This is a genomic window from uncultured Acinetobacter sp. (assembly GCF_947624825.1).
In the GTDB taxonomy this organism is placed as follows: domain Bacteria; phylum Pseudomonadota; class Gammaproteobacteria; order Pseudomonadales; family Moraxellaceae; genus Acinetobacter.
Map to the genome: position 1 here is coordinate 69,582 of NZ_CANQLZ010000002.1, position 14,675 is coordinate 84,256.

Genomic DNA, 14,675 nt, shown 5'->3' on the forward strand with positions numbered 1-14,675 from the left:
TGTGGAAAAGCAAAAATGCCCTGAGGTACGGTTTAAAGGTTTTACTTTAGAATGGGAAGAGTTTAAATTAGAAAATATGTTCACTTTTTATCGAGGTGAATCATTTTCAAAAAGTGATATAGTCAAAGATGGTAATTTCAAATGTATCCATTATGGTGAGCTATTCACAAAATATAATTCCGTTATTGATGAAGTGTTATCTAGCACAAATCTTAAAGGTTTAAATTTTGGTAGGATTGGGGATATCTTGATGCCCAGTTCTGATGTCACACCTGATGGTTTGGCTAAAGCATCTTGTTTGAAAGTTGATAATGTTCTTTTGGGCGGTGATATAAATATATTACGACCTGTCTCTTTAATTTCTTCAGTGTTTATAAGTTACCAAATTAACCACAGCAAAGAAAAAATTTTAAAATGTGTGACAGGTACAACAGTTAAGCATGTATATAATAAGGATTTAAAAGAACTAGGTTATTTAATCACAACTTTTAAAGAACAAACCCAAATCGGTAACTTTTTCCAAAACCTTGACCAATCCATTGCTTTACAGGAAAAGAAACTTAGCCAAACGCAAAACCTAAAAAAAGCGATGTTGGAAAAAATGTTTCCAAAAGCAGGAAGTACACAGCCTGAAATTCGTCTAAAAGGATTTAGTGGGGATTGGGCATTACAACCATTGGAAAATATTTTTGGAAAAATCAGAAATGCTTTTGTGGGAACAGCTACACCTTACTATGTTAAAAGTGGAAGATTTTATCTTGAGTCTAATAATGTAAAGGATGGTAAAATTAATCGGAAATCTGAAATTTTTATCAATGATTATTTTTACTATAAGCAACAGGATAAGTGGTTAAAAACAAATGACATTGTGATGGTTCAATCAGGGCATGTAGGTCATGCTGCTGTTATTACTGAAGAATTAAATAATTCAGCAGCACATGCTTTGATTATGTTTACAGACTATAAAGTCGATGCGGATCCACATTTCATTAATTATCAAATTCAAACTGATAATGCAAAAAATGAAATTGATAAGATTACGACAGGCAATACAATCAAACATATTTTATCATCAGATATGAAAAAATTTAGTCTACTTTTTCCTTGTGTCAAGGAACAGGAAAAAATTGGGCATTTCTTTAAACAACTCGATGAAACACTTGCCCTACAACATCAACAGCTTCAAACATTGAAAAACCTAAAACAAGCGTTTTTAGAAAAAATGTTTGTTTAATCATTTCCTCCCTTGTGCCGCTTTAGTCGCGGCTCACCATTTTAAAGGGAGAATTTTTATAAATTGACTTGATAAAAGCAAATAGACCATGACATTTAAAAACGAAGCAGCATTTGAACAGGCATTTATCGAAACTCTATTTAACAAGGGTTGGGAAAGTACTGTTCTAAAAAATCCAACGGAACAGGATTTAATCAACAACTGGGCAAAAATTTTATTTGAAAATAATAGCGGTATAGATCGGCTAAATGGTCAGCCACTCACCGACTCCGAAATAGCGCAAATACTCGAACAAATTAAAACCTTGCGCACACCGTTGGCGCTCAATGGTTTTATCAACGGTAAAACAGTGTCTATCAAACGAGACAATCCAAATGACGTAGCACACTTGGGTAAAGAAATTAGCCTCAGTATTTATGACCGTCAGCAAATTGCAGCAGGCGAAAGCCGTTACCAAATCGTACAACAACCCAAGTTTCCAACATCTTCACCGATTTTAAATGACCGATGTGGCGACATCATGTTGCTAATCAACGGTATGCCATTGTTTCATATCGAATTGAAACGCTCAGGCGTCCCTGTCAGTCAGGCAGCACATCAAATCGAAAACTATGCCCGTTCAGGCATTTTTTCAGGGCTATTTTCATTGGTACAAATCTTTGTGGCGATGAACCCCGAAGAAACCAAATATTTTGCCAATCCTGGGCCAGATGGATCATTTAACTCAGACTACTATTTTAACTGGGCAGATTTTAATAACGAACCAATCAACTATTGGAAAGACATTGCAGGAACATTGTTGTCCATTCCTATGGCACATCAGCTTATTGGATTTTACACTGTAGCAGATAAAACCGATGGCGTGTTAAAGGTCATGCGCAGTTACCAATACTTTGCAGTCCGTGCGATTTCAGACCGTGTTGCACGTATTGAATGGGATGGACGAGATCGTCTAGGTGGCTATATCTGGCATACCACTGGCTCGGGTAAAACTATGACCAGTTTTAAGTCGGCTTATCTGATTGCAACCTCAAAAGATGCAGATAAAGTCATTTTCTTGATGGATCGTATTGAACTCGGCACGCAGTCATTAGAGCAATATAACAATTTTGCAGATACAGACGATTTTGTTCAATCTACTGAAAATACTCATGCGCTGATTAGTAAACTTAAAAGTACAAATCCGAATGAAGTCCTGATTGTCAGCTCAATTCAAAAAATGAGTAATATCAAGCAAGAAGAGGGTGGGCTCAAAGCTCATGATATTGAGCAGATGCAGAAAAAGCGCATCGTGATTATTGTGGATGAAGCACACCGCTCAACCTTTGGCGATATGCTGATTACCATTAAAGAAACCTTTCCTCAGGCAGTCTTCTTTGGTTTTACAGGTACACCGATTCAAGACGAAAACGAAAAAAATCTGAATACTACAGCAACAGTATTTGGTAATGAGTTGCATCGTTACAGTATCGCAGATGGTATTCGAGATAAAAACGTACTCGGTTTTGATCCTTATTTAATTTCAACTTATAAAGATTCAAAATTACGTGAAGCCGTGGCTTTGGATGAAGCAAAAGCCAATACCATTCAAGAAGCGATGGCCGACCCTAAAAAGAAAGAAATTTATTCACGCTTTATGGATAAAAGTCAGGTGGCTATGGCAGGGCATTGGGATAAAGCCAATAACTATGTCAAAGGGATTGAGGATTACTTGCCTACAGAACAGTATCGTCGTCCAGCGCATCAGAAGAAAGTGGTGGAAGATATTTTGGAGAACTGGATTCAATATAGCCAAAATAATAAATTTCATGGCATGTTTGCGACCAGTAGTATTGCTGAAGCAATTGAATATTATCGTTTATTTAAAAAACTAAAACCTGAGCTAAAAATTACGGCACTGTTTGATCCAAATATTGATAATAATGAAAATGCTAAATTCAAAGAAGATGGCTTGGTTGAGATCATAAGCGACTATAATAATCGTTATGGCATGGAGTTCAGTTTAGCCACCCACGCCAAAATGAAGCGTGATATTGCAGACCGTTTAGCCCACAAAGAATTATATAAGCGTGTAGAACACACCCCTGAAAAACAGCTTGAGCTATTGATTGTTGTAGATCAAATGCTGACAGGTTTTGACTCTAAATGGGTCAATACTTTGTACTTGGATAAAATGCTTGAGTATGCAAACTTGATTCAAGCATTCTCACGCACCAACCGCTTATTTGGTAAAGATAAGCCATTCGGCATCATTCGGTATTACAGACGCCCTCATACGATGAAACGTAATATTGATGCAGCAGTTAAGTTGTATTCAGGCGATAAACCTTTGGCTTTATTTGTAGATAAACTGCAAGATAACCTAAAAAAATTAAACACTATTTTTACGGATATAGAACAACTGTTTAAAAGTACAGGTATCGAAAACTTTGAAAAGTTACCTGAAGATAAAGAGACTTGTGGGCAGTTTGCAAAGCTATTTAAACAATTTAATGAGCATTTGGAAGCTGCAAAAATCCAAGGTTTTAATTGGAACACACTGACATATCACTTTGACGATAATGATGCGAGTAAACTACCATTTCAGGTTGCAATAGATGAGCAAACATACCTCATTCTTGCTTTACGTTATAAGGAATTATTTTCTGAAGGTGGAAGTGGTGGCGGTGGGGGCAGTGTTCCATTTGAGATTGATGGGTATTTAACTGAGATTGATACCGATAAGATTGATGCGGATTACATGAACAGTCGCTTTACCAAATACTTAAAAGCATTACATGATGGTGAAAAGACAATCTCGGTTGAAGAAGCATTAAATGAACTGCATAAAAGTTTTGCAGCTTTAACGCATGATGAGCAAAGAATTGCGAATATCTTTTTGCACGACGTTCAACGTGGTGACGTGAAATTGCAAGAGGGTAAGTCGTTCAGAGATTACATTACAGAGTATCAATTTAAAGCCAAAGAAGATGAAATACATGCTATTTTGACTTCTTTTGGTTTAGATGAAACCAAACTTAGACAGTTGATCAACGCACATTTAAACGAAAGCAATATTGATGAGTTTGGGCGCTTTGGACAATTATTGAATTCTGTTGATAAGGTAAAGGCAAAGCAATATTTTGAGAAGGAGGAGGGTAAAACGATACCGCCTTTCAGAGTGAACGTTAAAGTCGCTGCATTTTTAAAAGAGTTTGTTTTGAAAAATTCGCAGTCTAATTAAATAAGTCAAATCATAGAGGGAATATGAAATACCAACCGCCTTATACCATCACCTCAAAAATCATTCATCTGATTGCACAGATCAGTGAGAATATAGGGCGCTTGACTGTTTTAGAGGAAATCCAAGACAGTCTAAAACTCCGTAAAGCGAATCGTATCCGTACTATTCAAGGCTCACTTGCGATTGAAGGGAATACGTTAAGTACAGAACAAATCACAGCGATTCTAAATGGTAAGACTGTGATTGCACCTCCGAAAGAAGTTCAGGAAGTGCGTAATGCGATTAAAGCTTATGAAGCCTTTCAGCAGTGGCAACCAAGCCAAGAATCAGACTTATTACAAGCACATCAAATTTTAATGACAGGCTTGATTGATGAAGTCGGTCAATATCGTCATGGTGGTGTGGGCGTAATGTCAGGTGATCAAGTAGTGCATATGGCTCCTCCAGCTAATCAAGTACCACGCTTAATGATTGATTTGCTGGAGTGGTTGAATGATAGTGAAGAGCATCCATTGATCCAGAGTTCAGTATTCCACTATGAATTTGAGTTTATACATCCATTTGCTGATGGTAACGGTCGAATGGGTAGACTATGGCAAACATTGATTCTTAGCCGATGGAATCCAATCTTTGCCAATATTCCAGTTGAAAGCTTGATTTACCAAAATCAAAAAGCTTATTACGAAGCATTGCAAGCAAGTACAGATCGTACTGATTCAGCCCCGTTTATAGAATTCATCTTACAGATGATTTTAGATGCCATTCTTAGTTCAACTGATACCGCTCAAGATAGCGATCATGTTACCGCTCAAGTTAACGTACAAGTGAGCGACCAAGTTCAGCGTTTACTTTCGGCAATGAAGCAAGAAGATTATACTTTAGCTGAATTGATGCAATTGGTTGGATTAACTCATCGAGCAACATTCCAAAGGAATTACTTAAATCCTGCAATAGAAGTTGGTCTGATTAAACGTACCATTCCTGATAAGCCGAAAAGTCCGAAGCAAAAATATAGATTAAAAAGATAACAATACTTTCAATTGCGGATAAATCAAGACATATCCGCAATCAGTAAAATCCTATTCAAATCTGCTACAATTACGCCAATTTTGAATTCCCACTTTTTCAGTTTTAGTACATATTTAGAAATGTGTACATAACTGTGTACATATTGTAGATTTTTCTCATGTTTAAAGATCAATTAGCTAGAGAAGTAAAGGCTCGTAGAACCTTTGCTATTATTTCCCACCCCGATGCCGGTAAGACCACCATGACAGAAAAACTGTTGTTATGGGGTCAGGCGATTCAGGTGGCAGGGATGGTCAAAAGCCGTAAATCTGACCGTGCAGCGACCTCAGATTGGATGGAAATGGAAAAAGAGCGTGGGATCTCAATCACCACCTCGGTGATGCAATTCCCATTCAAAGACAAGATGATCAACTTACTTGACACCCCGGGACATGAAGATTTCTCTGAAGATACCTATCGTACTTTAACTGCAGTCGATTCTGCGTTAATGGTGATTGATGGTGCAAAAGGTGTCGAGGACCGTACTATTAAACTAATGGATGTGTGTCGTATGCGTGACACACCCATCATCTCTTTTGTCAACAAAATGGACCGCGAAATCCGTGAACCATTAGAATTGCTTGATGAAATTGAAAACGTTTTAAAAATTAAGTGTGTACCACTGACTTGGCCTTTAGGCACAGGTCGTGACTTTGCCGGTGTGTATAACTTAATTGAAGAAAAATTTTATGTGTATAAAGCCGGCTTTGGTTCAGTCATTACTGACATTGAAATCCGTGATGGCTATGACCATGCAGATTTACGTGAAAAAGTCGGTGACTTGGCATGGGCTGCATTTGAAGAATCTTTAGAATTAGTACAAATGGCCAATGAGCCATTAGATCGTGAAGAATTCTTAGCCGGTCGTCAAACCCCTGTGTTGTTTGGTACAGCTTTAGGTAACTTTGGTGTGGATCATGTCTTAGATGCATTTAGCCAATATGCACCTGAACCTAAAGCACATCCAACCAAAGACCGCGTTGTAGATGCCAAAGAACCAGGTTTCACCGGCTTTGTATTTAAAATTCAAGCCAATATGGATCCAAAGCACCGTGACCGTATTGCCTTTATGCGTATTTGCTCAGGTAAATATGAAAAAGGCTTGAAAATGAAACATGTACGTTTAGGTAAAGACGTGCGTATTTCTGATGCTTTAACCTTCTTAGCGGGTGACCGTCAGCATTTAGAAGAAGCATGGCCGGGCGATATTATTGGTTTACATAACCACGGTACCATTCAAATTGGCGATACCTTTACCTCAGGTGAAGATTTACAATTTACCGGTATTCCGCACTTTGCCCCAGAAATGTTCCGCCGTGTACGTTTAAAAGATCCACTAAAATCAAAACAGCTACAAAAAGGCTTAAAAGAGCTCTCTGAAGAGGGTGCAACCCAAGTCTTTATGCCACAGCATAATAACGATTTAATTGTGGGTGCTGTTGGTGTGCTGCAGTTTGAAGTGGTCGCGTATCGTCTAAAAGAAGAGTACAAGGTTGATTGCGTGTACGAGCCTGTGAGTATTAACACGGTACGTTGGGTGACCTGTGACGATGAAAAGAAATTCAACGAATTTAAGAAAAAAGCCCATGACCAATTGTCGGTTGATGGTGGTGGTCATTTAACTTATCTTGCACCAAGTCGTGTCAATTTACAGCTGATGCAAGAGCGTTATCCAGACATTGTGTTCCGTAATACGCGCGAACACTAAGTTAAGCCTTTAAAAAAAAGCTCAATCATAGATTGGGCTTTTTTTATGCTGAGTCTTTTAGCTCGCATCCAGTTGGGATTTGAAAATTTTTGTGTCAAGCGCCTTGTGCACGCTTAAAGCTATGTTTTACTCAAAGCCAAATTGCAATAAGATGAGATTAAATAGCTTTGCTTTTGTTTTTGACATAATAGCCATGAGAGAAAAAACATGAACTATCCTATTGCATTGTTGAGTATCTGCATCATTGCTGTATGCACAGCATGTCAGCCTAAACCTGAGCAAACTACCCAAAGCCAAGCAAGTTCTGAGGTGTTAACTGCGCTGGAGCAACCTCGTTTAATCGCAGAAAATCAACGCCTTGATTTAAAGCTGCCGGAGTGCCAAGGCAATAACTGTGCTGAGATGAGTATTGAGCGTTTAAGCAGTAATCATCCCAATATTGATGCATGGGTAGATCAACAAATCATAAAACAACTACAACAAATTTTATCTATTGCACCCAAAAATAGCCTTGTGGCACAAGCCTCTAGCAGTGAAGCCATCCCAAGTTCACAGGCCAATGTTGCGCTTAATGCAGCACAAGTTTTACTTGAGCAGGTGAATCCTTTTATTCAATCATTTTTATTTTTAGATCAAGAACTGAAACAGTTAAATGCCAATCATCAAATTAACTTAATGATTAAGCCACGCATTTTAAATGATCAAGCACCGCTTGCCACGGTGGTACTCAATAGCAGCAGCTATTTAGGGGGGGCACACGGTTCTTCGGCACAGCAATATGGTAATTTTGATTTAAGTACAGCTCAGCAAATTTTGCTTGATGATATTGTATTACCAAAGCAAAAAGCTGCGCTTGAAACAGCTGCCTATGCGGTGTTTCAACAATGGGTTATAGAGGCAAAATTGGCAGAGAATGTCAGTGATTATGAACAAGCATGGAAATTTTACTTATCGGATAATTTTTACTTAAGCCAACAAGGTTTAATTTTACAATATGCCGAATATGAAATTGGACCTTATGTGGTTGGTTTACCGAAACTAGTGATTGCTTATGAAGATTTAGACGGCATTTTAAAACCCGAATATTTACCAAAACTTAAGCAAGTTGTGAACTAACATGACCATTCAATTGTTTGATACGCATACGCATTTTGATGTGCCAGATTTTGAACATGACCGTTTACAATTAGCACGCGTGGCTTATCAAAATGGCGTTGCACATTTGGTGTTAATTGGTTTTGTAGCCGAACGCTTTCATGATTTAGTTCAATGTCATTATAATTTATTGCAAGAAAAAGACATTCCACAAAGCCATTTAGCACCGGGCTTGCATCCATTTTATATTGAACAGCATCAGCCACAAGATTTAAGCCAACTTGAAGATCTATTGCGTAGCCAAGATTGTGTGGCGATTGGAGAAATTGGCTTAGATACTTTTTTAAAGCAGCATAAACAGCCGGAGCTATTTGCAAAGCAACAGCAGTATTTTCAGCTACAGCTCGAACTTGCCAAAGACTACCAAAAACCAGTGTTATTGCATATTCGTAAAGCCCATGCTGATGTGCTCAAAATACTCAAACAGCACCAGTTTAAACAAGGTGGTATTGCACATGCTTTTAGTGGTGGTGTTGAAGAAGCCAAAGCCTTAATTGGTTTGGGTTTTAAAATTGGGATTACTGGACAAGTCAGTCAACCCAATGCCAAAAAATTGCATCGGGTGATTCAAGCCATTGGCGCTGAGCATTTGGTAATAGAAACCGATTGCCCCGATATGACACCGTTGTGTTGTCAACAGGAACATCAATATAGCCGAAATACACCGGGAAATTTAATTTATGTACTGGAGGCTTTGGCACAAGCTTTAAAATTCGATCAAGCCAAGCTTGCCGCAATTTTATGGCAAAACAGTTTTAGCGCATTGGCACTGGGTAAACCACTCTAGCTTCCATAGCGTGAAACACAGTAAAATAGCACCTCTTGTAACCATGTTGATTGCACCATGACTGATGTATTAGATGATGAATATGAACGCCGCTTTGCTGGTGTGGCTAAAATCTATGGCGATGATGAATTTACCCATTATGCCAACAGTCATGTGATGGTTATAGGTATTGGTGGGGTCGGCTCATGGGCGGTTGAAGCCTTAGCACGTACAGGTTTAGGTGAGCTAACGTTGGTAGATATGGACGTAGTCGCTGCTTCCAATATCAACCGTCAATTGCCTGCCATGAGCAGCACTTTAGGACATGAAAAAATCGAAGTGATGGCAGAGCGTTGCCGTGCCATTAATCCACGTATCAAAATCAATTTAGTGGATGATTATTTAACGCCTGAAAATGTCAAAGACTTGTTGCAAAACCCACCAGATCTCATTTTAGATTGTATTGATGATGTCAAAGCTAAATTGGCGCTGATGCTACATTGTCGTTTTAATAAGATTCCCTTAATTGTGTCAGGCGGTGCAGGTGGCAAGATTGACCCACTTAAAATTCGCGTTGCTGATTTATCCAAAACCGAACAAGACCCAATTTTAGCCAAACTCCGTGCACAGTTACGCAGTAAAGGCATTTGCAAAAAGCCCAAAGATAAATTTGGTATTACCTGTGTGTATTCTATAGATAATCCATTTTCAAGCGCAGATGTTTGCCCAAGTGCAGGTTTGCGTTGTGGTGGCTATGGTTCTGCTGTGGTGGTCACATCCAGTTTTGCAATGGTGGCTGTGGCTGAGGTTTTGAAAAAGCTAGATCAGATTAAATCGCGTGTAGGATAGTTTCTGCCAACATATTGGTTGAAATTTATACAAAAAATCCTGAGTTTTATACTCGGGATTTTAATTTGATTGAATGTTACTGTTAAATATGAGGGATCATGTGTTCAAATAAATCTCATCACGATATAAAAAATGTTAAATATATCTAATAAAAAAATATTTTTGTGTGTTGGTTGGTTTTTTATTTTCATAAGCTTGTCATATCTACATTTTTCCTAAAAACCCTAAATTTTGTAAGTGTTCTGCAACATAAAGTATAGAATTTGTTAGATATGGTCAATTGGTATACAAGCTTAATTGTCTAACATAACGCGTGAAAAATACCTGTATTGTCAGGTGTTTTTTTTATTGTTGATTTTAAACTCTCTCCAAATCACGCCTTAGTGGGTTACAAATGAAAGACAATTTAGTGGAAAATCGCCTGTTCCGCATAAAAAGTAATTTTGACCAGCTTGTTATTGGTCAAGTGACTCAAATAAATGATCTATTACAAAGCAGCCAACTACTTTATACCAACTACCATAAGTGTGGTTACTTAAAGCAAGGCAGCCCATTTTTATATTTGCCACAATATTGCCATCGTTCTAACTTTCTCTTCACGGCCAAAGAAAACGACAGTATTGTGGGCACGATTGGCATTATTCAAGATGATGAATTGCCAGCTTATGCTGCATACAAAGCCGATATTGACGCGCTTAATATTACAGCAGGCAAGCGTATTGAATTAGGTTCATTGGCGATTCGTGAAGATTATCAGCATCAAAATTTGTTTTATGATTTGTATTCAAGTGCTGTGTTATTTGCGATTTTTAAAGTGCGTGCCAAGCATATTTTTATTCAAGTAGACAGTAAAAAGGCTTCATTTTACCAGCGTTTGTTCTTTAAAAAGGTCGGTGAGAATCGTATTTTAGATGAATATAACGGCGTAACTTCAGCTTTGTTGTATATGGATGTAGAGCGTGCTTGGAAATTAGTGCGTCGTGGTTGTCAAGGGCAAAGCAATACTGCAGTGGTGATGAACATGCTGAAAATGTTTGGCGTGTATGATCGTTATAAAGTGTTAAGTCCGGTACAGCTACGCGATATGTCTAAATATTGGAGTGCCAATGACCTCAGCCATTATGAAAAAGCCTGCGGTCATTTATAAAAAAAGCCCCCAATATGGGGGCTTTTTTTATTGTTGTACTTGATGCTCACGCAGATAATCTTCGGTGCGTTTAATGGCTTCTTGCATATGAACAATGGCATTTTCAACGTCTTTTAAAGTCTTGGCATTGCCACCACTTAAAGCCTGACGCCATTTACGTGCGCCGGGTAAATTTTGGAATAGACCCAAAATATGACGCGTAATAATAGAAAGCGGTGCACCTTCTGCTAAACGCTTGGCAATATAGGGCATCATCTCCGACATAATCTCAAAACGATCTGGTGCTGGTAAATCCCAAAGCTGTCCTAATTCTGCCAATAAGTACGGATTATGATAGGCCTCACGCCCAATCATCACCCCATCGACATGTTTTAAATGTGCTTGGGTTTCAGCAAAAGTTTTAATGCCACCGTTAATTTCAATGATTAAATCTGGGCGATCTTGTTTTAAACGATACACATCTTCATAACGTAAAGGTGGAACTTCACGGTTTTCTTTAGGTGATAAACCTTGTAATAAGGCAATGCGGGCATGCACAATAAAATTATTACAGCCTGTTTTTGCAACAGTATCGACAAAATGTAGCATCTCTTCATACGAGTGCATATCGTCAATACCAATACGATGCTTCACGCTGACAGGAATATCTACCGCATGACGCATCTCGCTGATGCATTGGGCAACAAGGTCAGGTTCTGCCATGAGGCAGGCGCCAATTTTATTGTTTTGTACGCGGTCACTTGGGCAACCGACATTAAGATTGACTTCGTTATAGCCCCAATCTTGGGCCATTTTTGTACAAAGGGCTAAATCTTTTGGATTTGAGCCACCCAGTTGTAACACAATCGGCTGTTCTTCTTGGTTAAAGTCTAAATGGCGTTTGGCATCACCGTGAATAATCGCACCTGTGGTGACCATTTCGGTATATAAAATCACATTGGGATTAAATAAACGTGCAAAATAACGGTAATCTTTTGTGGTCCAATCCATCATGGGTGCGACCGAAATACGAGGCTGTAAAGCTTGCAGATGAGACATAACGACCTAAGACTTCAAACAACGAGAGCGCGGCATTATACGGCTTTTGACTCAAAATCGACAGCCCTATGCCGGTTTGTGTTTTATATAACCTGTATCCATCGTGGCAAACACACCAGCCAAAACAATTAACACCACACCCACCAAACAGCTCATAGACCAGCCGCCATATTGCCACGCCACTACACCAAGCGCCGAACCACAGGCACCGCCAATGAAATACGTGGTCATATAAATAGAGTTAATACGGGATTTAGCATCTGGACGTAAGCGAAACACAATGCCTTGATTGGCGGTGTGTACCATTGCAAGTCCTAAATAAATCAACGCATAACCTGCAATATAACTGAGTAAAGAAGCTGCGCCGCCATAGAGCAAAGCCCAACTCAACAGCAAGGTGATCAAGCCCAAAATTGTTAAGGTTTTGGTGCGTCCGCGGTCGGCAAAACGACCCAAATAACTACTCGATAGTGCGCCAAACACCCCAACCAATGTCACTAAACCAATCCATAGATCGGTCAATGAAAATGGTGGGCGGGTCAGTAATAATGCAATGGTTGAAAATAAAATACTCATTGCAGCAAAGCAACAGCCACCAATGAGTGAGCGTAGCACCAAGCGCGGTTCTTGATGTAATAAGCTGCCCATAGAACGGAAAATATCAAAATAACCAATCTTTAAACGCAATACATAAGGCAAGCGTGCTTTAAGTAAAACAGCAATGATCAGCATCAGTACACCACTTAAGGCATAAATCGCTTTCCAATGCCAAAGCTCAGACAATATTCCAGCCAAGCTGGTCGAGAGTAAAATCCCGACCAATAAACCACTCATTAAAAAGCCAATCACTTGTCCGGTTTTTTCAGGTTTAACTGCCATTGTGGCAAAAGGAATCAGGACTTGTGCGGCCACTGAAAACAAACTGGCAAGCATCGTACCTGCCCAAAGCATATAAATATGGGTGGAAAATGCCGAGATAAATAAGCCCAATGCGGCAATCAGCATTAATAAGGGAATAAATTTACTTTTATTGACAATATCGCCAAGCGGTACAATCAGTAATAAACCCAGTGCATAGGCCACTTGTGCAAAAGTAACCGTGAGCGCCACTTGAGCTTCGGGCACTTGAAAATACTGTTGGATTGAACCAATTAAAGGCTGAGCATAATAATTGGTGCCGGCACATAAGCCACAAGCAATTGCCATAAGCCATAACAAAGCACGATCTTGACTAATATCTAAACTGGCTGTCATGTTGTACTCTTTTTACCCAAGGTAATCATCAACACGCCCATAATATTTAAAGCACAACCCAACCATTGCATGGCATTCATATATTCACCTAAAAAAAGTGTTGCCAAAATAATGGTGAGGATGGGACCAATAGACGCAATCATGGCAGATTGAGCAGGGCCTAAGCGTTGAATACTAAGAGCCATAAAAATAGTGGGCAATACGGTTACAAAAAAACCCAGTATCAAACCATAATAAAAGGTCTGTGTTGGCAATTGAGCAAGCAATTGTAGCGGTTGTGTGGTGGCAACAAAAAAATGCACTAAGGTCCCTAAGCAGGCAATCGTCAAGGCCAACGCATTAAAATGCCATGAACCAAATTGCCGAATCAGACGTGGCGTCATCAAAAGATAAGCTGCAAAGCAGACTGCACTGGCAAAGACCAAACTCGCGCCCAACCAAAAGTTTTCATTATGTGGGCTATTGGCTTGCTCTTGTAGCATCACAATCACAGTACCGCCATAGCTTAAAAGTAAAGCGATCAGCATTTTGGGGGTAAGGCGCTGCTTAAACAATACACTGGATGCCAACACCGTTAAGGTCGGATATAAAAATAAAATGATGCGTTCAAGTGAGGCACTAATAAACATCAGTCCCATAAAATCAAGCCAACTGGAAAAATAGTAGCCCAATAAACCCGTTGCCCACAAAATTAACCAATCAAGCGGCTGCAATTGTTTTTTTTGATGCCGACTCAACCATGCAATCACCAAGAAAAACGGCAAGGCACTGGCCATCCGCAGCGCCACCAAAACTGTACCATCGACCAAAGGTGACAAGGCATAAGCCTGCTTAATAAAAATGGCTTTAGTGCTAAATAAAAAGGCTGCACCAATGGCAAACAGCGCACCGATTTGGCTCGAGCTTGGGTAAGTTTTCATAACAAAATTCGGGAGTGAAAAGAAGATTGCAGCATGCAACATATCAGATGATATGATGCTTGATGCTGTATTTGAGGCTACTTTATCATGGCTTGAGAAAATTGCCGTGTCTGTTTGTCGCCATATCCATGATCGGTTCCATAAAAATATGCGCTGTTTTAGTGCAATATTGCAATTTTTAGGGCTTTAATGACCTTTTACATATCATAAGCAGAAATGACTACAGAATTTTTTGTAATAGATTTAGACATTAACGCTTTGATTTGAGTGTCCCTGATCTGTAGTTAAAAGCGATTTGCAATTCAACAGGCTT

Annotated in this window: 11 protein-coding genes; 8 read left to right on the forward strand and 3 right to left on the reverse strand. The window is 39.1% G+C overall.

The annotated features are described in order from the left end of the window. Position 1: 1 nt before the first annotated feature. The 8 genes from Q0017_RS01245 to Q0017_RS01280 all read left to right on the forward strand — a co-directional run bounded on the left by Q0017_RS01245 (position 2) and on the right by Q0017_RS01280 (position 11,150). Positions 2–1,234 (forward strand): restriction endonuclease subunit S, encoded by a 1,233-nt coding sequence (locus Q0017_RS01245; protein ID WP_298141834.1) that lies wholly within the window; start codon positions 2–4, stop codon positions 1,232–1,234. A gap of 88 nt (positions 1,235–1,322) precedes the next feature. Continuing rightward, positions 1,323–4,457 (forward strand): type I restriction endonuclease subunit R, encoded by a 3,135-nt coding sequence (locus Q0017_RS01250; RefSeq protein WP_298141835.1) that lies wholly within the window; start codon positions 1,323–1,325, stop codon positions 4,455–4,457. 23 nt (positions 4,458–4,480) lie between these two features. Then, entirely contained in the window at positions 4,481–5,485 is a 1,005-nt protein-coding gene (locus tag Q0017_RS01255) for a Fic family protein (RefSeq protein WP_298141836.1), read from the forward strand. Positions 5,486–5,643: 158 nt separating this feature from the next. Beyond that, a complete protein-coding gene (locus Q0017_RS01260; RefSeq protein ID WP_298141838.1) occupies positions 5,644–7,233 on the forward strand; it encodes a peptide chain release factor 3 in 1,590 nt (529 codons plus the stop codon). Between the two features lie 207 nt (positions 7,234–7,440). Then, on the forward strand, positions 7,441–8,349 hold the full coding sequence (locus tag Q0017_RS01265) for an RsiV family protein (RefSeq protein WP_298141840.1): 909 nt from the start codon (positions 7,441–7,443) through the stop codon (positions 8,347–8,349). A gap of 1 nt (position 8,350) precedes the next feature. After that, positions 8,351–9,175, forward strand: coding sequence for a TatD family hydrolase (locus Q0017_RS01270; protein WP_298141842.1), 825 nt, complete (start codon positions 8,351–8,353; stop codon positions 9,173–9,175). Between the two features lie 57 nt (positions 9,176–9,232). Beyond that, complete coding sequence (locus tag Q0017_RS01275) at positions 9,233–10,003, forward strand: tRNA threonylcarbamoyladenosine dehydratase (protein ID WP_298141844.1); 771 nt, start codon at positions 9,233–9,235, stop codon at positions 10,001–10,003. A 394-nt stretch (positions 10,004–10,397) separates the two neighbouring features. Continuing rightward, on the forward strand, positions 10,398–11,150 hold the full coding sequence (locus Q0017_RS01280) for a GNAT family N-acetyltransferase (protein WP_298141846.1): 753 nt from the start codon (positions 10,398–10,400) through the stop codon (positions 11,148–11,150). Positions 11,151–11,177: 27 nt separating this feature from the next. On the opposite strand, the gene dusA is transcribed toward Q0017_RS01280, so the two are convergent. The 3 genes from dusA to Q0017_RS01295 form a co-directional block, all read right to left on the reverse strand. Further along, a complete protein-coding gene (gene dusA / locus Q0017_RS01285) occupies positions 11,178–12,188 on the reverse strand; it encodes a tRNA dihydrouridine(20/20a) synthase DusA (protein ID WP_298141848.1) in 1,011 nt (336 codons plus the stop codon). 66 nt (positions 12,189–12,254) lie between these two features. Next, positions 12,255–13,442, reverse strand: a complete 1,188-nt coding sequence (locus Q0017_RS01290) for an MFS transporter (protein WP_298141850.1) — start codon at positions 13,440–13,442, stop codon at positions 12,255–12,257. Then, complete coding sequence (locus tag Q0017_RS01295) at positions 13,439–14,362, reverse strand: DMT family transporter (protein ID WP_298141852.1); 924 nt, start codon at positions 14,360–14,362, stop codon at positions 13,439–13,441. The genes Q0017_RS01290 and Q0017_RS01295 overlap by 4 nt, the downstream gene beginning before the upstream one ends. Positions 14,363–14,675: the final 313 nt, after the last annotated feature.

Bases quoted from the DNA above. Each gene is read 5' to 3' on its own strand.
- Q0017_RS01280 (WP_298141846.1), top strand. From the start codon at position 10,398: ATGAAAGACAATTTAGTGGAAAATCGCCTGTTCCGCATAAAAAGTAAT.
- Q0017_RS01255 (WP_298141836.1), top strand. From the start codon at position 4,481: ATGAAATACCAACCGCCTTATACCATCACCTCAAAAATCATTCATCTG.
- Q0017_RS01290 (WP_298141850.1), bottom strand. From the start codon at position 13,442: ATGACAGCCAGTTTAGATATTAGTCAAGATCGTGCTTTGTTATGGCTT.
- Q0017_RS01250 (WP_298141835.1), top strand. From the start codon at position 1,323: ATGACATTTAAAAACGAAGCAGCATTTGAACAGGCATTTATCGAAACT.
- Q0017_RS01265 (WP_298141840.1), top strand. From the start codon at position 7,441: ATGAACTATCCTATTGCATTGTTGAGTATCTGCATCATTGCTGTATGC.
- dusA (WP_298141848.1), bottom strand. From the start codon at position 12,188: ATGTCTCATCTGCAAGCTTTACAGCCTCGTATTTCGGTCGCACCCATG.
- Q0017_RS01270 (WP_298141842.1), top strand. From the start codon at position 8,351: ATGACCATTCAATTGTTTGATACGCATACGCATTTTGATGTGCCAGAT.
- Q0017_RS01275 (WP_298141844.1), top strand. From the start codon at position 9,233: ATGACTGATGTATTAGATGATGAATATGAACGCCGCTTTGCTGGTGTG.
- Q0017_RS01295 (WP_298141852.1), bottom strand. From the start codon at position 14,362: ATGAAAACTTACCCAAGCTCGAGCCAAATCGGTGCGCTGTTTGCCATT.
- Q0017_RS01260 (WP_298141838.1), top strand. From the start codon at position 5,644: ATGTTTAAAGATCAATTAGCTAGAGAAGTAAAGGCTCGTAGAACCTTT.